At 42.7% G+C, this 22,900-nt stretch carries 19 protein-coding genes and 1 tRNA gene; 16 read left to right on the plus strand and 4 right to left on the minus strand.

Features of this window, described 5'->3' with window-relative positions; translation table 11 throughout:
- The first annotated feature begins 10 nt into the window (after positions 1-10).
- Both CDH51_RS09560 and CDH51_RS09565 read left to right on the plus strand, forming a co-directional pair.
- Positions 11-904, plus strand: a complete 894-nt coding sequence (locus CDH51_RS09560) for a mechanosensitive ion channel family protein (protein WP_100628389.1) — start codon at positions 11-13, stop codon at positions 902-904.
- Entirely contained in the window at positions 885-1,223 is a 339-nt protein-coding gene (locus CDH51_RS09565; RefSeq protein WP_100628390.1) for an MGMT family protein, read from the plus strand. The genes CDH51_RS09560 and CDH51_RS09565 overlap by 20 nt, the downstream gene beginning before the upstream one ends.
- Here CDH51_RS09565 and CDH51_RS09570 read toward each other — a convergent pair.
- A complete protein-coding gene (locus tag CDH51_RS09570; protein WP_100628391.1) occupies positions 1,220-2,665 on the minus strand; it encodes a sodium:solute symporter in 1,446 nt (481 codons plus the stop codon). The two genes, CDH51_RS09565 and CDH51_RS09570, sit on opposite strands and share 4 nt — an antisense overlap.
- A gap of 53 nt (positions 2,666-2,718) precedes the next feature.
- On the opposite strand from CDH51_RS09570, the gene CDH51_RS09575 reads away from it, so the two are divergent.
- The 7 genes from CDH51_RS09575 to CDH51_RS09605 all read left to right on the plus strand — a co-directional run bounded on the left by CDH51_RS09575 (position 2,719) and on the right by CDH51_RS09605 (position 7,070).
- Positions 2,719-3,012: an ATP-dependent Clp protease adaptor ClpS gene (locus tag CDH51_RS09575; RefSeq protein ID WP_026947926.1), complete on the plus strand. Its 294-nt coding sequence runs from the start codon at positions 2,719-2,721 to the stop codon at positions 3,010-3,012.
- An 11-nt stretch (positions 3,013-3,023) separates the two neighbouring features.
- Entirely contained in the window at positions 3,024-3,644 is a 621-nt protein-coding gene (recR, locus tag CDH51_RS09580; protein ID WP_024284575.1) for a recombination mediator RecR, read from the plus strand.
- 142 nt (positions 3,645-3,786) lie between these two features.
- Positions 3,787-3,863 (plus strand) — tRNA-Ala (locus tag CDH51_RS09585).
- A 196-nt stretch (positions 3,864-4,059) separates the two neighbouring features.
- The gene (locus tag CDH51_RS09590; RefSeq protein ID WP_100628392.1) at positions 4,060-4,311 is read left to right on the plus strand and encodes a GIY-YIG nuclease family protein; all 252 of its coding nucleotides are present in this window, start codon (positions 4,060-4,062) and stop codon (positions 4,309-4,311) included.
- Positions 4,312-4,777: 466 nt separating this feature from the next.
- On the plus strand, positions 4,778-6,349 hold the full coding sequence (locus tag CDH51_RS09595) for a PKD domain-containing protein (RefSeq protein ID WP_100628393.1): 1,572 nt from the start codon (positions 4,778-4,780) through the stop codon (positions 6,347-6,349).
- Between the two features lie 5 nt (positions 6,350-6,354).
- Positions 6,355-6,801: a hypothetical protein gene (locus tag CDH51_RS09600; RefSeq protein ID WP_100628394.1), complete on the plus strand. Its 447-nt coding sequence runs from the start codon at positions 6,355-6,357 to the stop codon at positions 6,799-6,801.
- Positions 6,798-7,070: a hypothetical protein gene (locus CDH51_RS09605; protein ID WP_100628395.1), complete on the plus strand. Its 273-nt coding sequence runs from the start codon at positions 6,798-6,800 to the stop codon at positions 7,068-7,070. The genes CDH51_RS09600 and CDH51_RS09605 overlap by 4 nt, the downstream gene beginning before the upstream one ends.
- A gap of 162 nt (positions 7,071-7,232) precedes the next feature.
- Here CDH51_RS09605 and CDH51_RS09610 read toward each other — a convergent pair whose 3' ends face one another.
- Together CDH51_RS09610 and CDH51_RS09615 are read right to left on the minus strand one after the other, a co-directional pair.
- Complete coding sequence (locus CDH51_RS09610) at positions 7,233-7,910, minus strand: DUF2461 domain-containing protein (RefSeq protein ID WP_100628396.1); 678 nt, start codon at positions 7,908-7,910, stop codon at positions 7,233-7,235.
- Between the two features lie 54 nt (positions 7,911-7,964).
- Positions 7,965-9,260, minus strand: a complete 1,296-nt coding sequence (locus tag CDH51_RS09615) for a UDP-N-acetylmuramoyl-tripeptide--D-alanyl-D-alanine ligase (RefSeq protein ID WP_100628397.1) — start codon at positions 9,258-9,260, stop codon at positions 7,965-7,967.
- Between the two features lie 91 nt (positions 9,261-9,351).
- Here CDH51_RS09615 and CDH51_RS09620 point away from each other — a divergent pair, with 91 nt between their 5' ends.
- The 6 genes from CDH51_RS09620 to CDH51_RS09645 all read left to right on the plus strand — a co-directional run bounded on the left by CDH51_RS09620 (position 9,352) and on the right by CDH51_RS09645 (position 19,825).
- Positions 9,352-11,421, plus strand: a complete 2,070-nt coding sequence (locus tag CDH51_RS09620; RefSeq protein ID WP_100628398.1) for a T9SS type A sorting domain-containing protein — start codon at positions 9,352-9,354, stop codon at positions 11,419-11,421.
- Positions 11,422-11,486: 65 nt separating this feature from the next.
- Positions 11,487-13,190, plus strand: coding sequence for an amidohydrolase (locus CDH51_RS09625; protein ID WP_100628399.1), 1,704 nt, complete (start codon positions 11,487-11,489; stop codon positions 13,188-13,190).
- Positions 13,191-13,461: 271 nt separating this feature from the next.
- Positions 13,462-16,392, plus strand: a complete 2,931-nt coding sequence (locus CDH51_RS09630; protein WP_100629397.1) for a S9 family peptidase — start codon at positions 13,462-13,464, stop codon at positions 16,390-16,392.
- A gap of 169 nt (positions 16,393-16,561) precedes the next feature.
- On the plus strand, positions 16,562-17,947 hold the full coding sequence (locus CDH51_RS09635) for a mercuric reductase (protein ID WP_100628400.1): 1,386 nt from the start codon (positions 16,562-16,564) through the stop codon (positions 17,945-17,947).
- Positions 17,944-18,735, plus strand: a complete 792-nt coding sequence (locus CDH51_RS09640) for a hypothetical protein (RefSeq protein ID WP_100628401.1) — start codon at positions 17,944-17,946, stop codon at positions 18,733-18,735. The genes CDH51_RS09635 and CDH51_RS09640 overlap by 4 nt, the downstream gene beginning before the upstream one ends.
- 133 nt (positions 18,736-18,868) lie before the next feature.
- Complete coding sequence (locus tag CDH51_RS09645; protein WP_100628402.1) at positions 18,869-19,825, plus strand: calcium/sodium antiporter; 957 nt, start codon at positions 18,869-18,871, stop codon at positions 19,823-19,825.
- A gap of 3 nt (positions 19,826-19,828) precedes the next feature.
- On the opposite strand, the gene CDH51_RS09650 is transcribed toward CDH51_RS09645, so the two are convergent.
- Positions 19,829-20,113 carry a hypothetical protein gene (locus tag CDH51_RS09650; RefSeq protein WP_100628403.1) on the minus strand — a complete coding sequence of 95 codons (285 nt, stop codon included), beginning with the start codon at positions 20,111-20,113 and terminating at the stop codon, positions 19,829-19,831.
- A 364-nt stretch (positions 20,114-20,477) separates the two neighbouring features.
- Here CDH51_RS09650 and CDH51_RS09655 point away from each other — a divergent pair, with 364 nt between their 5' ends.
- The gene (locus tag CDH51_RS09655; protein WP_100628404.1) at positions 20,478-22,862 is read left to right on the plus strand and encodes an outer membrane beta-barrel family protein; all 2,385 of its coding nucleotides are present in this window, start codon (positions 20,478-20,480) and stop codon (positions 22,860-22,862) included.
- Positions 22,863-22,900 lie beyond the last annotated feature (38 nt).

The raw sequence follows: 22,900 nt of genomic DNA on the forward strand, positions 1-22,900 counted from the left end.
CGATTCTATTATGAATGATATAAAAACCAGTATACGAAGCAAAGAGAACAGGAGAAGAGGTTACTTTTTTCTCAAGCTGATCTTGTTGATCCTCTTACAGATTGCTTATGTGGCGGATACACCCGTGCATAGGTTTTTAGAAGAGCATGCTTCCCTCACCAATCTACTCCGGGCTGGTATTTTTCTGCTGAGTGCACACTTGGTTATTTCTCTTGGCCGGTTTATCACTTTGGGGATTTATTTAAAGAAAACTGCAGAGACAAAGGTTCAGCCCAATTTCGTCCTTGGAATCAACCGGATAGCCACGATCCTGAATTTCTTTGCCTTCCTTATTTCATTGATGCTTGCCTTTGGTATCAGACCCTTGGAGTTTTTGACTTCCATCACTATTGTCGCAGCTGCTATTGCGCTACTTACAAAAGAATACATCACCAATATCGTGAACGGTTTGATCCTGATGTTTTCAGAGCAGCTGGAAATAGGAGACAAAATCAATGTGGGTAATAAAACGGGGTTCATACGGGATATTACGCTCGTGAATACGGTCCTAAAAAGCGAAACAGGTGAATTGATTTTCATTCCCAATTCCATGATTCTATCCACCGATGTGGTGAATTATTCTAAAAACAACACGCACCAAGTCGTATTCGATGCAGAAATCCCCTACTCCAGTGATTTACAATTGAATCAATTGGAGGAGAGCCTCACGCAGGTTTTGAAAGAATATGGAGATCTGGTGCTGACCGAAGGCGCCCAACTGAATATACTGGAGCGAAAGTCCGATAATATCCTGATGCGCTATCAATTCCCTATTCGGTCAGGTGAAAAAATCAAAGAAGCGCAAGTCCGAAAGGCTATCAATCAATCCTTTTTGAACTGGAAAAATGAACACAAAAAAGTCTAATTATTTTGACCTTGTCTATCAGGTGGTGCGAGAGATTCCCCCGGGAAGGGTATGTACCTACGGAACGATTGCTCACTATTTGGGGCTAAAAAGCGGTGCTCGCATGGTTGGTTATGCTATGAACGCGGCTCATACCCTACCGGATGTTCCAGCCCATCGAGTCGTAAATAGAGCAGGAGTTTTGACCGGAAAGCATCACTTCGCCACTCCTACCCGAATGCAAGAACTATTGGAACTGGAAGGAATCCATGTAGAAAAAGATCAAGTTCAGGATTTCGACAAGCTTTTTTGGGATCCGGAAAAAGAACTCGGGCTTTAATTCTTTTGACGGAAAAGATACAGCCCTAAAAACATCAAGAGACCATTCAAAATCAAAGCCTCAAACCCAAACTTATATCCCCAAAACCAACGCTCTGAATTTGAGCTAATGAAAAAGGTAATTAGGGGGGCTGCAACAGCTAGAAACGGAACCATATTATCCTGAACTTTCATTTTTGTAAACAATCCAAAAGCATACAATCCCAGAAGAGGCCCGTATGTGTATCCCGCAATGATAAATACCGAATTGATCACACTTTGATCATTGATCCAGTGAAAGATCAGGATAGCCAAAAACATGATAAACGTAAAAGCCAGGTGGACTTTTTTTCTGACTGCCACTTGTCTGTCCTTTGGATATTTTCGCTCGATTTCTAGAAAATCAATACAAAAGGAAGTGGTCAAAGCAGTAAGCGTTGAGTCTGCGCTGGAATAGGCTGCCGCCGTTATTCCCAGGACAAAAATGATTCCTGCATAAGCAGGAAAATGCTGAGTCGCCAAAAAGGGGAACAATTCATCTGATTTCTCGGGAAGTGCAAGCCCTTGCGTCTCCGCAAAAAGATATAACATTACCCCCAGTCCCAAGAAAAGTAGATTTACAAAGACCAAGATGATTGTAAACCAAAACATATTTTTCTGAGCATCCCCAATATTCCGACAGGTCAAGTTTTTTTGCATCATATCCTGGTCCAGGCCAGTCATGACAATAGTGATAAATGCTCCGGAAATAAACTGCTTGAAAAAATTAGTCCCGGCTTTCCAGTCCCAATTAAAGATGGAAGACCTCGAGTCTTCGGATACCCGGCTGAAATAATCTGAGATCCCTGAAAACTCCAATGCGTCGCCGACCACAATGATGCAAACTACCACCGATGCAAGCATAAAAAAGGTCTGTAGCGTATCGGTCCAAACCACCGTTTTGATCCCTCCCCGGTGGGTGTAAATCCAAATCAGGCCTACTGTAATTAAGACCGAAACCCAGAAGGGAATTCCTAAGGAATCGAACAGAATCAACTGTAAAACTGATGCCACCAAGAAAACCCTTAGCGATGAGCCTAAGGTCCTCGAAAGAATAAAAAAGAAAGCACCAGTCTTGTAGCTGTAAAAGCCAAATCTATCCTCCAAATAGGTGTATATCGAAATGAGATTCAATCGATAATATAAAGGCAAAAGAACCTTAGCAATTGTAAAATAGCCGAGCGTGTATCCAAGCACAACCTGGAAATAATAAAAATTAGTATTGCCAACTTCACCTGGAACTGAGATAAAAGTGACTCCAGAGAGCGAAGCCCCAATCATTCCAAAAGCCACCAAAAACCATGGAGACTGCCTATCACCAGTGAAAAAGGTATCTGAAGTCACCTTTCTTGATGTCAACCAAGAGATGACAAAAAGCAACAAAAAATAGCAGGCGATAACAATTAGTACTGTTTGTGGATTCATAAAAGAGAAGGCTTGAAACCGCTAAATTTGACCATTATTCTTAATTTTGCAATATGATTTACCTTCAAAACGATCTACCCCAGCTGGAGGAAGAAGAAATTTTAATTGAAGATTTGCTGGACCTGGAGGAACATGACCTGGTAGTATTCAATGACGATGTGAATACCTTTGATCATGTGACCCATGTTTTGATGAAAGTCTGTAAGCATACCCGAGTACAGGCTGAGCAATGCACATTAATCATTCATTACAAAGGAAAATGTGCTGTCAAAAAGGGGAGTTTCGAAGATCTGAAACCCATGTGCGAAGCGATCCTTGACGCAGGAATTCAAGCTACCATTACTTAATTTCCACTTTTGTGAATCTCCCTTCAAAACTAATCGAGGATGCCGTTACCGAAATATCCAGGCTGCCAGGCATCGGCAAGAAAACTGCTCTTCGACTCGCCCTTCACCTTCTTAAACAACACGAAGCTCATACAGAGGCATTGGCGCTATCACTGACTCGAATGAGGCAAGAAATCAAATATTGCAAGACTTGCCATACCATCTCCGATGACGAGGAATGCAGCATCTGCAAAAGTCATAAGCGTGACTCGTCCACTATATGCGTGGTAGAAGATATCAGGGATGTACTAGCTATCGAAAACACCAATCAATACAATGGGAAATATCATGTTTTGGGCGGTGTCATATCACCTATTCAAGGGATTGGTCCTGAAGAACTAACCATCGAATCCCTGGTAAGCAGAATTTCTGAATCTGCTAAGAATGAACCGGTTAAGGAAATCATTTTGGCGCTAAGCGCTACCATGGAAGGAGATACCACTGCTTTCTACTTGGGCAAAAGACTAAAAGAAACAGGCGTAAGTATCAGTACCATCGCAAGAGGTATCCCTGTAGGGGGTGAACTAGAGTTTACAGATGAGGTCACCTTGGGAAGAAGTATTATGACCCGGATTAATTACAGCCAAGAGTAATTAAATATTTGTGGGTATTAAATCCAGTTCTATATTTGCACCTCAAACAACGGGGATTAGCTACCCGGTAGTCATCGGGACTAGAGCGTCCCGAAAGCATTCGGAAAGTTCATCGGTTTAAATACTGAAAAATAGAAAAATTGGGGGATTAGCTCAGCTGGCTAGAGCGCTACACTGGCAGTGTAGAGGTCATCGGTTCGACTCCGTTATCCTCCACCATCAAAGCTTCTCAAAAGAGGAGCTTTTTGTTTTTATCTAATTAGCTCAACTATCTAGAGCGTCCCGAAAGCATTCGGGAAGGTTGCCGATTTTCTTCGGCACAGGCTATCGGTTCGACTCCCTGCCTTTGCCGGCAGGCAGGCGTTATCCTCCATCAAGGCTTGCAGAGTTTGCAAGCCTTTTTTTATTTTTAATCATGTATTTCGTTTACATCCTTTTCAGTACCAAAACCAATAAATACTATATCGGGTCAACTGATTCTCCTGAAGCAAGATTAAAACACCATAATGCAGGAGCAACTCCCTCCACAAAATCAGGCGCCCCTTTTTGGGAAATAAAATATTTGGAAAAAGTAGCTGATCGGTCTATTGCATTGAAAAGAGAACGCGATATTAAGAAGAAAAAAAGCCGAAAATATATCGGATGGTTAATTAGCTCAACTTCCTAGAGCGTCCCGAAAGCATTCGGGAAGGTTGCCGATTTTCTTCGGCACAGGCTATCGGTTCGACTCCCTGCCTTTGCCGGCAGGCAGGCGTTATCCTCCACCATCAAAGCTTCTCAATAGAGGAGCTTTTTGTTTTTTTAATGTTAGCTCAAAGACTAGCGAATCCCAGTTGCATTTCGGAAGGTTTCAAAATTCAGTAAAACCTCTGTAAACCCGAATCATTTAAAGTCAAAGAAACCATCAAGTAGAGTCAGCCTCAATCTATACCAAGTGAACTTTTCGAGTTGACTCCAAAAAAAATTAAGTCGTTTTTTGATTTTTTCCTGTGACAAAATTCAATATTCTCAATACCAAAAGACTTTTTATTTTTATATAATAACCCAATCTTAATTATCAGAAAACCAGTTATTTACAATGTTTTTTGTGTTGCTTCATTTGCTATATTTGAAGCCCGAAAGTACCGAGTTAAATGCAAAAAATAGGACTAGTCAAAATAGTTATTTTGATACTTATGACCCTAAGTATTCCTAAGGTCCTATTTGCCCAATGCCCTCAGAATAATTTCGTTGTTGATGGCTTTCAGTTACGAGATGCCGATGGAAACCCTTTCACAGTCACTGACGAATATGAACTTGGAGAAGAAATCAATGGAGAACTCTGGACTATTCTGGGAGGCTCTTCAACTAATGGATATAACCTGAGATTCTTTTTTGATATTGTCATCAATGACGTTCTAATCGCAGATGAGCAATACGAATGTCTTTTTTCTGGTGTACAAGCCCAGCAGAACGTTTGGGTTAAGGTTCGGGATTTTACTTGGAATTGGGGGGATGTGGTAGACATTAAAGACATTTTCATCTATTGGACCACGGGTACAGCTAACCCTAATTCTACTTGTGTTATTAGCAATAAAAACAACATTAACTCACAATGCTACGGCAACCTTGAAGGCTTTACTGCTGCTGTTCCATTATTTCCAAAATTCGATTTCCAGTCTAATGGGATTTGTAATACGACCATAGAATTCACTTCGCAAACTATAGGGGGATCACCACCATACAATTATACTTTCGAATGGGATTTTGACGGACTAGGGACTGCTACCGGACCAAGTCCAGTTTTTGATTTCCCTGCAACAGGCACTTACACTATAGGACTTACCGCTGATGATGGGGTGACAACTACTAACATCTACAAGGATATTTTCATTGATCCTAACTTTGGTATTCAGGTGACTATTTTCCCTACAAAAATCGATGATGATACCGGGATCATTTACGTGGAAAGTGTCACTGGAGGCACGGAGCCTTATAGCTTTGAATGGACGGGTCCTGATGGTTTTTACAGTACTAATAGAAATATATTCGGCCTGAGCACAGGCTTATATACACTGACTGTGACCGATGCTAATGGATGCTCTCAAACCGTAGAATACTTTCTGGATGTTGCTTCAGTTCTATCTTTAGATCTTTCCTACTTTGTAGGAGAGTGGTCTCCCAAGACAGGAAAAGTAATCCTCAACTGGGAAACGAATCGAGAAATAGAGCCTGGCACTTTCGAAATTCAAAGAAAAAATAATGGTGATGAGCCTTTTCAAACTATCGGAACCATTGAAATTCCTAATTCAAAAACCGAAAAGACTCCTTACTCCTTTCAAGACACAAATTTCCCCTTTAATCAAGACCACCTCTATTACAGAATAAGAAAAAAAACAGGAGAATTCGATTATTACAGCTCTGTTCTCTTGGTAAAACGAGAGATGCCCAAAGAGATGATACCCAATTGGACTTTATTTCCAAACCCAAGCTATGCAGGTCAAAATTTAGAATTAGCCTATCTGGGAAAAGAAAAAATCTCAGGAGGAAATGTGAAGCTACGCCTGTTGAATACTACGGGTGAGTTAAGAGAAAAAACAGTTCCACTCCCCACAACTTCAAGGTTCATAATAAATTCGTATTTTAGTTATCTTCCAGCTGGCTTCTATATTCTGGAATTACAGTGGAACAATCACTCTGAGCAAATCAAAATACTTAGAAATTGAGCTTTATGAAAACAATAAGACTTCAAGCCATCACTTTTTTGATGGCTATTTTTTTTCTCTCTTCCTGCTCCTGTCAGCCTGAGGATATCCTCAAAATAGCATTTAAGGGAATGGAAAAAATGGTGGGAGATGGATTTGTTCCTTCGGATGAAATTCGCGCTTTAGGTGATTTCCAAGGCACCTCTGTGAATTTGAAGCGGACAAATGATGAATCTATAATTATTCTTAAATTGGAGAATGGCGACCCAAAACTTCTGGGAGAATACCCGGAAGTACTCGCCAGAAAATGTGCTGAAATCTATCTCAGAGACTTTGAAAATTCTGAAAACTATGAAAAAATCGTGGTTCAGTTTATCCAAACTGATCCCTTTAACCCGGATAATTTCGCTATGCAAGAGCATGAGTTTCAGACCAAAGATTTCCTCGAAACAACTAACCTCAAACCACTATGAACATTCCTGAAGAATTCCAAAAACCCACCTTAACGCTTGGAGACTGGATCATCAACGTCTTGATCTCCAAATTGCCACTCATTGGTTTTATCATGTTGATCGTTTGGGCAGTAGATAAGAATACCGATGTCAACAAATCCAATTGGGCCAAATCTGAGCTGATTCTTCGACTCATCGGCTTTGTGATTGGAATCATTATCTTTTCCGTGATTGGCTTTGGCTTTTTTACAGCCTTTTCTGAAAATGTAAATTGGAGTGATTTTGATTAATACGGTTTTCCGCAATTAAGCCTTTGTCAAATTCTCTTTTATTTCTGGCAGGAAGTTGAAAGAGTGAAGCATCCGAATTATGAACATCTAGGTTCATTGTAGGCAATTCACCTTTCCTACTATTAGATTAGCGGATCTACAAATTGATAAAGCCTTCAGAAATTAAAGTAAATTCGAGCCGTCTTCGACCTCTTCTACGGCTTTATCCAGAAAGTCCAAAAAAGGCTTCATCACGGAAAACCCTTGGAAGGCAAGGTTCAGAAAATTGCCCGAGTTTACATCCTTGTCTGCAATTGGGCTGGAAACGATGAAGCTTTTCATCCGAAGAAATTCGATATATGGATGGTCTGCATCATAGTCCCTTGGACTTGTCTTGAGCTTTTCTCCTTCGATGGTGGGAAACATTTTGACAAACTCAGGTTTGCTGAGAATTTCCGTTAACTCAGCACCGGAGTAATCAATTTCCTTTCGAATTTTCTTCAGTGTTTCTGCCATTGGCATCCAAATGCCTCCTGCAAAAAATGAATTGCCTGGCTGTATATGAAGATACCATCCCGGCCCCTCGGATTTCTTTCCTTTTGGTGAAAAATAGGCCGCGAAATTGGTTTTATAGGGATCCTTATTGGCAGAAAAACGGATATCCCGATTTTGTCTAAATACGCAATCTTTCGGTTTGAAAGCAGACAGTGCCGGCTCGAGTTCTGAGAGATTCTTTAACATGACCGTCACATCCTCTAAAAATTCTTTTCGGTTTGACTGATACCAATCTCGGTTGGCATCCATCCAATCTTTATGATTGTTTTCTGCGAGAGTTGAAAGAAAGTCTAGATAAGGCCTCATAATTTCTAGTTTGATAATAGATGTGTCTTTTTAACCCTTAGAAAAAGAGAGAGTTTAAATAAAATCAACAAGCCCCTCCAACTTCATCCCTCTACTTCCTTTGATCAGAATCATGTAGTCTTCAAGCTGACTGTCCTGAAGCCAATTTCGGAATGAAAAAGGATCGGGAAAATACAGGGCCTTCGGTGCCTTAGTGAGTGCAGAAACGATGAGTTTTCCTGTGAAACAAACCTTATCAAACTCATACTCGCTGACTATCTCTCCTAATCTTGCATGCTCCGCCTCGGCATGCTCACCCAACTCATACATGTCTCCTAGGATGATCATTTTATGCTTCTTCCCTTTCATCTGACCAAAGGTCCGAATCGCTGCTTCCATGCTTGATGGATTGGCATTGTAGGCATCCAAAATGATTAAATTACTCCGCTTTTCGACCAATTGGGAGCGCATATTGGAAGGCTTGTAATTCAAAACTGCCTCTACAGCTCGATTCATATCCACTCCAAAAAACTTCCCGATAGTAAGCGCAGTGGCAATATTTCCAAAATTATAAGCTCCGATCAGAGAAGATACTTGCTCCCCATCTACCCCCTCGACCGAAAATTTTACAAAGGGATCGGCACTCAAAAATTGTATTTCGCAAAAATCCCCTTTGGAAGGATAAAGAACGGGCTCTTTGAATCGCTTGACCATATTGCTCAAGATCTGATCTTGGCTATTGATGAAAACCGTCCCCTTATTTTCCCGCAGGTGCTGGTAAAGCTCTGTTTTTGTCTTCAAAACCCCTTCCGGTCCTCCCATTCCCTCTAAATGAGCTTTCCCAATGTTAGTAATGAAACCATGTGTGGGTTCGGCAATTTCACAAAGCTCCTGAATATCCCCTTGTTTATTCGCTCCCATTTCGATGATTGCCAGTTCATGCTCTTTCTTGAGAGAAAGCAAGGTCAATGGAACCCCAATGTGATTATTGAGATTTCCGACTGTAGCCAAAGTCTTGAATTTGGTCTTCAATACAGCATTCAGCAGCTCCTTGGAAGTAGTCTTTCCATTGCTACCGGTAAGACCAAGGATGGGTATGTCGAATTGATGTCGATGATAATTGGCCAGTTTCTGCAAGCAAACCAAAGCATCCTGACAGATAAAATAGCGCTCATCATTTTCCAAATAGTAAGCGGGGTCATCGACCACCACTCCAGAAGCACCCATTTCAAGAGCCTTCGCAGCAAATTCATTCGCATCGAAATTTGGACCTTTTAGGGCGAAAAACAGATTTCCTGGTTCAATTTTCCGTGTATCGGTACTGACTCCTGTACTTTTGAGAAAAGCTTCGTATAGGGTGATGATATTCATGACTTAATTTTAATAGTCCAAAATAAGCGAATCCATCTCATTTTTGGCTTTTGGCAACGTTTTATCTTTAAATTCGGTTTAGAATTTAGCCATGAGAAGTTTATTCCTGCTTTTTTTCATATCGCTCTTATCCTTGCCCAGTCAAGGCCAAACCGCTTTCACTTTTGATAAGAGCACAGCAGTCGATCTGGAAGGCAAGACGCTGAGCTCCCCTTGGAGTGGCGGGATCAATTCAGCCCAAATCCAAACAATTGATTTGAATGATGACGGAGCCGAAGAGTGGGTAGTCTGGGATATCAATTCCCGGCAACTCTCGGTCTTTGAAAAATCAGGTGAGGAATTCATCCATCAACCTGAATGGGCTTACTATTTTCCGGAGGATATCAGTGGGTTTTTGGTGTTGGCGGACTACAATTCAGACGGTAAAAAGGACCTCTTTACTTCCACAGCCAGAGGTATCAAAGCATACCAAAACACTTCTTCCGGCAACTCCATTTCCTTTGAACTGGCTCAAGACTTTCTTCCATTGGATAATGGATCAAATATTCAAGCCAATAATCTTGACACACCGTTGATTCAAGATTTAGACGGAGATGGAGATCTAGACTTGGTGATCTTCAATTTTGCCTCGGGAGACTATCTGGAATTCTATGAAAATACTTCAATAGATCGAAGTGGCAGCCCGGAAATCGACGGCTTTGCTTTCCCGGTGAGGCATTGGGGATTATTTGAAATCTGTGCCTGCGGTGATATCTCTTTTGGACAGACTTGTGCTGGCATAGATTTAAGAGTCAGTCCTACTGAAAATGCCCGAATCCAGCATGCTGGCGGCCATTCTCTTCTCTATCAGGATTGGGATGGCGACGGTATTTCCGATTTGCTTTTAGGCCGCGATGAGTGCGATATCTTATATTTCCTACCTAATAAAGGAACAGAAACCGATCCCCTTTTCGACGAATTTTCCACCAGTCTTCCTAGCCTTGGTGCGCTACCCCGATTTCCCGTCTTCCACAATCCGGAGTTGATAGAGGGGAATCTGATTATCAGTTCAAATTCCAATGAAGCAGCTGCCATTTATGGAGTGGACTTCGCTCAGTCCATCTTCCGGTTTGATGGGATGAGCAATCCTATTTTACAGGATCAAATTTTGGATTTGGGAGAAAACACAAGGCCTTTTTTCCTTGGAAATCAAAATGGAGGAAAACTCTACCTCAGTGCCAATGTGACCCGTGAAGGAGAAGTATTGGGTGAAATCTTAGAATTCGATTTTCAAAATGGAGCATTCGAAGAGAAGGATCGCTTTGAAAACATTCGAGAATTAGGGCTTTCTGAAGTTCAATATTTAGAATACACCGACCAAACAGGTCGAGTCCAAAGATTACTGACAGGAATACGTTTTGAGGGAAATATCCCGCAGCAGCGTATTTTTCAGCTGCTCAACAATCGGTGGACCGGACTTGAGCTTTCAGGCTATCAGCCCAGCCGAGGGGATTATTTGTCGCTTTTTAATTATCAGGATCAAGACTATTTACTCGTTGCCGCTCAGAATGGAGGCTTGGATCTCTATTCCATAGACTTTGAAAATTTAGCTACTGAGCTCCTTGAAACCGATTTCTTGGGATTTCAGGACAATCCTGCCAATCGAAATCTAGCTGTTGCAGTTTATCAAAAAGAAGACCCCGGCTTGTATACTATCGATCAACAGGGAATTTTAACCTATATCGACAACTTCATGCAACAAAGTCAGCGAGAAGAAGTACAAATCCAAATCGGAGGTGAAAACTATCCGACTCGCTTTGGCAGAAATACTTGGATTACCTTGCTGCCGGATGTTTTGGGAGGTAATCCTGATTTGATTTTAGGTACGCGAGCCGGTGGATTGATTTATCTCAAGGCCTCGGAATCTGCCATTCCCCCAAGTGAAGGGATTCAGTTAATTTTATATCCCAATCCAACACTAGGACCTGTAAAAGTCATTTCCAACCAGTCCGGGACAGGACGTATCGTCAATGCTTTGGGCCAGGTGATTTTATCAGATATCAGCCTAGAGGCAGGACAGGAATTGGAGATTCAGTCAGACTTTTACACACCGGGACTTTATATTTTTCAGCTTCAAACTAACAACCGTAATTCTATATCAAGAAAGTTCTGGGTGAGGTGATTGAGATTAGTTTTGTTTGGATACAGGAAATATCCTAGCTTTCAATACAGAATAAACACCAACTTATGAGACATATTTATTTCTTGGCCTTTTTGGCCTTTATCGGGTTTGCCTGTAATAGCGGCCCGGAAAATCCTGCTGATAAAATTTTTATTAACGGAACCATCTACACCGTGGACGAATCCAATCCGAAGGTCGAAGCAGTAGCCGTCAAAGATGGAATGATTCAGGCAATTGGTTCATCTGCTGAAATCCAGGAATTAGCAGGTAAAAATACCGAAGTGGTTGACTTGGAAGGAAAAACCATGACACCAGGCTTTATTGAGTCCCATGCCCACTTGATGGGAATCGGCTACAACAAGCTGGAGCTTGACCTGATGTATGTCAAAACCTATGATGAACTCGTCGAAAAAGTAGCCGAGGCAGTTGCTAAAGCCAAACCTGGCGACTGGATCACAGGTCGGGGATGGCATCAGGATAAGTGGATCGAAAAGCCTGAAAAAATGGTCAAAGGTTTCCAAACTAACGAGCCTTTGAATGCTGTGTCTCCTGACAATCCGGTATTCCTTCGCCATGCTTCTGGTCATGCATCCTTTGCAAATTCAAAAGCTTTGGAACTCGCTGGAATCGCCAATCTAAAAGGCGAAAGACCAGGTGAGGTCGAAGGCGGAGAAATCATCACGGATGAATTGGGTAATCCTACCGGGGTATTGACCGAAAGAGCTTCGAGTCTTGTCGCTAGATTAGTCCCTGAGGAAACTCCAGAACGAGCAGAAGAAGCCTTGACTTTGGCTTTGCAAGAATTGGTAGAGAAAGGAATCACCTCTTTTCATGATGCAGGTTCCGGTCAGGGTGTAATCGATTTGGTTCAAAAATTCAAGGACGAGGGAAAACTTACCGTCCGCCAGTATATCATGCTTACCGGACGTCAGCCGGAGCTTTTGGAAGAATGGTACAAAAAAGGCCCGATGATCGATACAGAAGATCACTTGTTGACCGTCAGATCCATTAAATTGAATTGCGACGGAGCCTTAGGGCCAAGAGGAGCATGGTTGCTAGAGGACTACGCTGACCGACCAGGTCATCGTGGCCATGAGACTTTGCCTATGTCTGTGGTGACGGAGGTTTCTGAAAAGGCACTTCCTTTAGGTTTTCAGGTTTGCTCTCATGCTATTGGTGACCGAGCTAATCAGGAGATTTTGGATCGCTATGAAGCTGCCTTCACGAAGTTTCCAGATGCAACAGACCATCGGTTCCGCATTGAGCATGCCCAGCATTTGCATCCTGATGATATTCCAAGATTTGGTGAATTGGGAGTGATTGCAGCCATGCAGGCCATTCATTTGAGTTCTGACAGACCATGGGCGATTGATCGCTTGGGTGAAAAGCGTATCATTGATGGGGCTTATGTGTGGCAGAAGCTTTTCCAAACTGGCGCAAGAATCTGTAATGGAACGGATGCGCCTGTGGAACCAGTAGATCCAATTCCTTCTTTTTATGCATCCGTAACACGCAAGACCTTGGAAGGACTTCCTGAAGGAGGTTACGAGGGCGATCAAAAAATGACCCGAGAGCAGGCGCTAAAGTCTTACACATTGGACGGTGCCTATGCGGAATTTGAAGAAGATTTCAAAGGCTCGATCGAGGTAGGCAAAGCAGCTGACTTCACTGTTTTTGATCAAAATATCATGGAAGTGCCAGAGGATGAAATACTGAAAACTCAAGTTGCCATGACGGTGATGGGGGGACAAGTGGTATTTAAAAAGTAGAATTCTGAAGTCAATAATCAGAAAAACTCCCAGGCCGTCCAAGTTTTGAAAACTTGGATGGCCTTTTTTGTTTTCTTTCCATCATAACCACCAACCTAATTCGGCTAGGACTATCGAAGAATTTAATAGTATTTTTTTTTTAAACCTCCCGTATCAAAATGAATCACCTGATAAAAATGCAACAATATTGCTTTTTTTGACCATTCCTGAGATATCGTTCAGGACTGTGCGTTATTTTCCCTATTTTCCTGCTTCAGAAAAAAGAATAGCAATGATCAAAAAACACTTACTCACATTTTGGGCACTTTTCCTGATTGCCAGCTTGGCAATAGCCCAAGAAAAAGATCCCATTACCTGGAAAGATATCCCCTCCTGGAAATATATGCCTGGATCGGCATTTCAACTCTCTCCTGACGGACAATGGATGGCCTATGGGCTCGTTCAACTCGAAGGAGATGGAGAAATCATCCTGCAAAAAGTGGGGGAGGAAGACTCCAAAAAGACTTTGAAAATCGGTTCGACCAGTTATCCGTCCATGCAATTCAGCGAAGATGGAAAATGGTTTGCCTACACCGAGTATCCTACCTTTTCGCAGAAAAAAGCCAATGAAAAGAGCAAAGGAAAACCGCTCAAGAACAAGGCTATTCTCATCAAATTGGGAAGCGAAGACAAAAAGGAATTTGAGAATGTCAGCAATTACTCGTTCAATGGAGAAGCCTCCACTGTTTTAGCAATTAATCTTTCCAAGAACGGAAATGGCGATGCCCGGGGTTCTGATCTTTTGATCTATCACTTGGCTAGCGAAAAAGCCCAAAATATTGGCAATGTGGCTGATTTCTCTTTCAACAAAGCGGGTAATTACCTAGCCTACACAGTCGATGCTGCCAATCAATCCGGCAATGGCTTGTACTTGATGAATGTCTCCGCCAATAGCATGCAGATTCTGGACTCGGACAAAGCTTCCTACCGATCCTTGGCTTGGACCGAAAAAGGTGATGCCTTTGCTGCTTTGAAAATGGTCGAAGACAAAAAGTACAAGCAGGACAAGGGACAAGTCATCGGTGTGAAAAATCTAGCCGCTCCTCAGGTGACGGTGTATAATCCGGAAAAGGATTCAGTCAATTTTGATCAGGCTTATACCATTTCCCAAAACAGAAGACCTATGTGGTCGGAGGATTTGACTCGCTTGTTTTATGGCATTCACCCTTTGGTTTTAGCAGAGAAAAAAGAGGAGAAAAAGGAAATGGACCAAGACTCGGTTAAGCAGGCTGAAGCTGAAGCCATGAAAAAAATCATGGCAGACACCACCATCAAATCCATCTCTGACCTTCAGAAAGCCATCTCCAAACTGGACTCCGGTAAGGTGAATGACAAAAAAGATAATGATGCTGACACTCCGGATATGACCATCTGGCACTGGAATGACAGCCGTCTGCAGTCCCGACAGCAGGTCATGCAGAATCAGGACAAAAACTACAGTTTCTGGGCCATGTATGATGTCAATGCTGGCAAGCACATCCAATTGCAAGACAGCAGTATGCGTGACCTGAATATTCTAGACAAGCAGCGTTATGCCCTTGGGGCGGATTATTCTGCCTACGAACTGGATATGAACTTGGATGGACAGCGATACCAGGATTTCTATATTGTGGATTTGAAAACGGGAGAAAAGAAAGAGCTATTCAAGAAAATGTACCTCCCCAATTATTCTTCGTTCCCTCGTGAATCTCCGGATGGCACCAAATTGATCTATGGCTCAGACGGGCATTACTACATCTACGATATTCCTACCGGCCAAAGCCGAAATATCACTGAAGGAATGTCTGTTTCTTTCATAAATATCGAGGATGATCATAACATCGAAAAACCACTTTACGGAGCTTTGGGCTGGAGTTCGGATAGCAAATACGTTCTTCTGAGAGACGGCTGGGATATTTGGCAGGTTCCCGCCATGGCGTCAAAGGAAACGCCAATAAATTTGACTGTGAATGGCAAAACAGATCAGATTCGCTATCAGTATCGCTTCGGTTTGGATCCTGAGGAAAAAGGCATCGATCTAAGGAAGCCTGCCTATATCCGAATGTATGGAGAGTGGACCAAGAAATCTGGTATTGCGCAGCTTTCTCCTGCGAAAAAAGGAGGCTTGACTCCGGGAGCAAAAGTCTTGATTTGGGATGATTTTAATGTTGGAAATCTATCCAAAGCTAAAAACGCCGAAACCTATTTTTTCTTCCAAGAGAAATTCAATGAACCAACGCAGGTTTACCTCACTGATGCCTCCCTGACTAATCCTCAGCAAGTCACCAATAATGCACCGGATGCTGATAAATATGCTTGGTCTGAAGGTACCATGCTGGTGGATTATGTTTCTGATAAGGGCGATAAACTCCAAGGAACGCTCTTTTTGCCGGCAGGCTATGTAGAAGGACAGAAATATCCGACGGTAGTTTATTACTACGAGAAACTTTCCCAAACTCGCCATAACTGGTCTAATCCCGGTTTTGGCGGAACAGGTTGGAATCCGAATGTGTACACTTCCAATGGTTTTGCGGTCTTTATTCCGGATATCGTGTACAAACTGGATGATCCGGGCATGTCGGCTGTTTGGTGTGTGATTCCTGCTGTGAAGGAAGCCATCAAAACAGGAGTTATTGATGAAAATAACATCGGAATCCACGGACACTCTTGGGGTGGCTATCAAACTTCCTTCTTGATCACGCAGACAGATATGTTTAAGGCTGCCGCTGCAGGAGCTCCTTTGACCAATATGATTTCCATGTATGATTTGATCTACTGGAATTCGGGAGGAGGTAATATGTCCATATTTGAGGCTTCTCAGGGAAGATTCCGTGGTGGCCCATGGGAAAACTGGGATGCCTACGAGCGAAATAGCCCTGTTTACCATGTGAAAAATGTCAGCACTCCTCTCCTACTTTTGCATAATGACAAAGACGGAGCAGTGGACTTTACACAAGGAATCGAGTATTATTCAGCCTTGAGAAGATTGAAAAAGCCAGTGGTGATGATGCAGTATAAGGGCGAAAATCACGGACTCAGCAAGTTGGAAAACCGCAAGGATTACAGCGTACGGATGATGGAGTTTTTCGATCACCATCTGAAGGGTGAAGCTGCTCCCGACTGGTGGAAAAGCGGAGTGAATCTACTGGATCTGGAAGAGCACTTGAAGGAAAGAGCTTTTTAGCAGAAGAAAGAGAATAGAAATGAGAAGCAAGAGAAATCCCCCGGTTGAATGATCGGGGGATTTTTCCTTTTGTAAGAGAGCCAAAAAGCTATCTACAGCTAAAAACCCTTAATTCCTTTTAAAAACCCTTTCAAATCCCTAGATTAATAATTGACCCAATACTTTTAGCATGAAACCTGACGTAACTTTTGACTCGATCATCATAGGTTCAGGCCAAGCAGGGAACCCTTTGGCCTTTTTCCTTGCAGATCAAGGAGAAAAAGTGGCCTTGATCGAAAAAGGAAAGTTGGGCGGCACCTGTGTCAATACGGGCTGTACACCCACCAAAACCTACGTGGCCTCAGCCAGAAGGGCATGGGAACTCTCTAGCCCCAAGCGAATTGGAGTGCAAGCTTCCACGAAGCTCAAAATTGACTTGAAGGAAATCTGGAAGCGAAAAGAAACCATTATTGGCTCTTCCAGAAAGGGATTAGAGAAGGGAATGGAGGAAAATGATAAAATCCGTCTTTTCAAAGGGGTGGGTAAATTCCTCGAGCCCCATCTCATTCAAGTTGGAAAGGATAGACTTGCCGCCAAAAAAATTTACATCAATGTCGGAACGAGGCCCAGGATCATTTCAGGTTTTGAAAATGTCCGCTACTTCACGAATGAAAGTATTCTGGAACTTCAAGAAATCCCCGATCATCTCCTGATTGTGGGTGGAAGTTATGTGGGACTGGAATTTGCCCAGATTTTCAAAAGACTGGGAAGTAAAGTGACGGTGTTAGAAAAAGGAAATCGAATCATTCATCAGGAAGACCCTGACCATTCACAGCTTATTCAGGAAATTTTAGAGGCTGAGGGCATTCAGTTTGAACTCCGATCCAATTGCCTCTCCGGAAAAAACTGGGGCAAATCCCAAGTGGAAGTGCAAATGGATTGCCATGGAGAAAAAAAAGCAGTGCGAGGAAGCCATTTGCTATTGGCCACGGGAAGAGAGCCGAATACCGATTTGCTTCAATTAGAATTAGCGAATATTTCCACCGATGAAAAGGGCTTTATCCCAGTCAATGAAAAATTGGAGACTGAGATCCCGGGCATTTTTGCACTCGGTGATTGCAATGGGAAGGGAGCATTTACTCATACAGCCTTCCATGACTTCGAAATCATCAAAGACCATATCAGCGGTACCAAAAAGAAAAAAACCAGCGACCGTATTCTCAATTATGCCCTCTACATCGATCCACCCTTTGCACGAGCTGGCATCACGAAAACACAAGCTCTAACCTCTAAAAAGAACTATTTATTCGCAGAAATGCCCATGTCGCAAATCAATCGAGCCAAAGAGAAAGGAGAAACTCAAGGGAAAATGGAGGTTTTGATTGAAGAAAAGAGTGGACAAATCGCCGGAGCAATGATTTGTGGTACGGGAGCTGATGAAATCATCGGTATTTTCCTTACAGCCATGTACGGAAATTTACATTTTGATGTACTGAAGAATGGGGTTTTTACCCATCCAACAGTGACAGAATTAATTCCTACGCTTTTACAATCCCTTCAACCCCTCAAAAAATGAAGAAAGCCCAAAAAGCCATCGCACTCATCAACTTACTTGTATTACTGGTCCTCATATTTTGGAATTATCGGGTCAACGCTTTCGGAATCAATGGAAATACGGTAGGCTCGCTGAGCCGGGAATATGAAAACCTATTTACACCCGCATCCTATGCCTTTTCAATATGGGGTTTGATATTTTTGAGTTTGACTGCGCAGGCCATCTACTTGGTCAAATCAGCCTTCAGCGATGGAAAAAGCAGGTACATCCTACAAATGGGACCATTTTTGATTCTGGCTAATCTACTAAATGGAGCTTGGCTTTGGTTTTGGCTTACTGAGCAGACAGGATTGAGTGTGGTGATTATGCTGGGAATTCTAGCCTCATTGGTAGCTGTCATCCTCCGACTGAATATGGAGCGTTGGCATGCTCCCCGCTACATCATTGGCTGGATTTGGTGGCCCATTTGTTTCTATTCAGGCTGGATTGCAGTGGCCACTATTGCCAATTTTTCCGCCTATCTGGCTAAGATCGGTTGGACGGGCGGACTGGATGAACTTACTTGGACCATCATCATGATTTTAGTGGCAACAGGATTGAATCTTTGGATGATTTACACCCGATCCATGCGGGAATTTTCCTTGGTTGGAGTTTGGGCTTTAGTAGCCATTGCCGTTCGACACTGGGGTGAAATCATGCCCTTACAGATAACTGCCATCGCAGGTGCTGCATTGATTTTTCTTTATAGTTCATATCATGGATTCAAAAACAGAAAGACCAACCCTTTCAACCCAAAAAATTTCACATAATCAACTGTATTTCAATTAATTGAATAATCAAAAAAATCCCAAGAAATAAATATCGACCCCTGATCTAAATGAGACTTTTTTCCATCTACATTTGCGCGATTTATTGAAAGAATTTTAATCATTCTTCAGAACTATGGTAGTTTCAATTCTCTTATTGCTCATTGGGTTAGTATTTTTAGTCAAAGGGGCAGACTGGCTCGTGGATGGCGCCTCTGTTTTGGCAAAAAAGAAGAATGTCTCTGATCTGGCAATTGGTTTGACAATTGTAGCTTTTGGCACTTCTGCTCCTGAGCTTGTGGTAAATGCCGTTGCTGCCTCTGGAAACTACCCGGACATTGTATTTGGGAATGTGATCGGCTCCAATAATTTCAATCTATTCATCATCTTGGGTATATCCGGGCTGATCATTCCTCTTTCTGTCCAGTCAAGTACTGTTTGGAAGGAAATTCCCTTTTCTCTTGTTGCTGCAATTGGACTGTTTTTTCTGGCAAATGCTTATTTATTTTCGGGAAATCCCCTCCTATCACGGTGGGACGGTGTGATTCTACTAGTTTGTTTTGTTGCCTTTCTTTATTACGTAGCCACTCAGCTCAAATCTGACCCACAAGCAGAGCAAGTCGAGGTGAAAGATTATTCCAATCAGAAAATCTGGATGTTGATTTTGTTAGGTTTAGCGGGCTTGGTTGGCGGCGGAAAACTCGTCGTGGACAATGCCGTTTCAATGGCTCAATCCTTGGGTGTAAGTGAAAAAATCATCGGACTTACTATCGTAGCGGCAGGAACATCCCTTCCCGAACTCGCCACTTCTGTCGTAGCGGCCATGCGGAAAAATGCCGATATCGCAATCGGGAATATCGTAGGCTCTAATATTTTCAACCTTTTGCTTATTCTGGGAGTCAGCTCTGTCATCCGCCCATTAGAATTCAATATTTCCTTCAATACCGATCTTTATATCCTCGGTGCAGGAACAGTCTTTCTTTTTGTGGCGATGTTTACCGGAAAAAGATACCGGCTAGATCGCTGGGAAGCACTGATGTTATTGACCACTTACCTGCTTTACACGGGATACTTGATAGGATTAGAAAATTAATCCTTACTCATTCCCCTGTAAATTCAAGTTATTGAGACCGTTCCAGGCGATCATTTCTTCTTTTGCGATCTCCATTGCTTTCACCACATATTGAAGGCTTTGGATATTGGGATCAGTAGCATGATCAAAGTCGCTACTCCTGAAGGCAAAAAATTCCCCTTCATCAAACAGCTCATCTATTTCCTTGAATTCGGAAGCCATAGCAACATTGATCAGCGCTGTAAAAACCTGGATTTTGGCATCTTCCAGGATTTCAAAAGCCTCTTTTACTTTATCTTGATAGTTCATATTTGAATAGTATATTTTAATTTCTTTCAGCCCGCCTAGACTACTTTTGTATTCACTAAGAAAACTTCACCTTAGTTGGTTCTACCCACATAGCTCGATGTGAATCTATTTTTTACCAAAATCACACGTAGCTGATTTTGAACTGATTAGTAGAATAAATTTACGGCAAAGAAAGTTGACCGACTAACTTTTGACAGTAAGTGTCATTCAATAATTTCGACTCAAAGTATTGGTATCCCTGCTTTTTTCAACTCAAAATTTTCTCCTGCCATTGATCAAAAAGAGAAGGTAAATACACCAAAATCAAGGTAGATTTAGAAACTAATTTGGCAAGCAATTGTCTTTTAGCCCAGCCTATAAACCTATGTTCAGCCCAAAAAACCACTATCGACATTTTCTTGTCGTATTTGCCTTGTTATTCTTGGGAAGTAGCCTCGCTTATTCTCAAGGGAAGCTTCGAGGCATCGTTCAAAATCAATCTTCTGAGCAGGCCCTGCCCTTTGCATCCGTAGCCGTATATTCTGAAAAGGACAGTCTGGTAGGTGGCGGAATTACGGAAGACAACGGAAGCTTTTCGATTGATCTACCCTTTGGAAGGTTTTATGCTTTGGTGGAGTTTATGGGCTTTGAATCCTTCAAGAGCCCGCTTTTTGAATTATCCAGAGCAGATGGTATAGTGAATTTGGGTACGATCTCCCTTCAATCAAATGATCAAAAGCTGGATGAAGTAGTGGTCCAAGGAGAAAAGACCCTGATGGAGCTCTCACTGGACAAACGGATTTTCAATGTGGGAAAGGACCTTGCCAATGCAGGAGGTACTGCTACGGATATTCTGATGAATCTTCCTTCCGTTGCCGTCGATCCAGAAGGGAATGTGAGTCTACGGGGCTCCACCAATGTCCGCATTTTGATCGATGGGAAGCCTTCCGGACTGGTGAGTTTCAAAGGTTCTTCGGGCCTCAGACAGCTTCAAGCCAATATGGTCGAGCGAGTCGAGGTCATCACCAATCCATCAGCACGCTATGAGGCCGAAGGGATGGCCGGAGTAATCAACATCATCCTGAAAAAAGACAGCAATCAGGGATTCAACGGTTCCTTTGAAGTAATCGCTGGCACTCCGCTTAATTTGGGCTTTTCCACCAATCTGAACTACCGCAAAAACCGCATCAACTGGTTTATCAATTACAGCTTTGCCCGACGCTACCAGCCGTATGTCAGCGAGCAGTATCAGGAGGTCTACGAAAATGGGGAAACCCTCATTCTCAGTCAGGCCAATTCCGGTGAACTTCGGGGCTGGAACAACAGTATCCGGGGCGGATTGGACTATTTTTTCTCCGAACAGAGCATTTTCACTGCATCCTACCTATGGAGACGAACCGATGGCCGAAGAATCACCGACATCCGCTATGATGATTACCTGAATTCTCTGGATAATTTTCAAGGCTATTCTTTGCGAAGACAGGACGAAAAGGAAAAAGAGCCCAATTCAGAAATAGCATTAAACTACAAGCGGACTTTTGGTCAAAAAGGCCATGAGCTGACTGCAAATTTTACCTACCTGAATTATTGGGAAAATTCAGATCAGCTATTCACCGAATTCCGCTTTGATGCCAATGGACAGCCGGTACCCGAGGAAGATCTGCTTCAGACTTCACTGAATGATGAATTTGAAAATCAGTACCTATTTCAGCTCGATTATGTCAAGCCTATCGGTTCGGAAGGGAAATTTGAAACCGGTCTGCGGACCAGTTTCCGTGAGATGGAAAATGACTTCATTGTATCTGAAGAAAATGAAAGTGGGGAATTGGTTCCCATACCCGGACTGGACAATATTTTCCTCTACAATGAAAATATTCTAGCCGCCTATGGGATTTTGGGCAATAAAACTGGCGACTGGACTTATCAAGCAGGGCTTCGCGTAGAGCATACCGATGTGGAAACTATCCTCGCTGAAACCAATGAGCGTAACCCAAGAAACTACACCAATCTCTTTCCTAGTGCCCATTTGACCTATAATATCTCAGAGGAAAATGCCTTTCAACTCAGCTACTCGAGACGGGTGCGCCGACCGGTTTACAATGATCTAAGTCCCTACGTTACCTTTTCTGATCAGCGAAACTTCTTCAGCGGCAATCCAGACCTAGACCCGGAGTTTACCGATGCATTTGAATTGGGACATATCAAATACTTCGACAAAGGCACACTTTTTTCCACCGCTTATTTCAGAAATACAGTGGATAAGATCGAGCGAATCCGCACGGTGAATGAAGAGGGTTTTGCGACCACCCTACCTTTCAATCTCACTGGTGAGCGTTCATTCGGCTTAGAGTTTAGTGCTGATTACCGACCCAAAGACTGGTGGAAACTGGATCTGAACCTGAACTTTTTCCATGCTAATATCGACGGAAGCAATGTGCAGGCAGACTTTCAGGCTAGAACCACCTCATTCCTTGCCCGACAGACCTCTCGATTTACTTTGGATGGAGGTTGGGACTTACAGTTTCGCGCGAATTACGATGCTCGGCAAAAAACAGCTCAAGGGGTAAGAAAAGGCATCTTTTTCATTGACCTTTCTGCCAGCAAGCAAATCATGCAAGAGCGAGGAAGGCTGATATTGACTGCGAATGACATATTCAATTCACGAAGAAACCGCTACATCATCGAAGGGGAAAACTTCTTTACCGAAGGAGACTCCCAATTTATCCGAAGGCAAATCAATCTGACCTTTTCCTACCGAATAAACCCATAAAACTCGCTTCCTTTGAGACTCCTATCACTGATAGTCAA

It is taken from the genome of Algoriphagus formosus (genome assembly GCF_002807035.1).
Lineage (GTDB): Bacteria > Bacteroidota > Bacteroidia > Cytophagales > Cyclobacteriaceae > Algoriphagus > Algoriphagus formosus.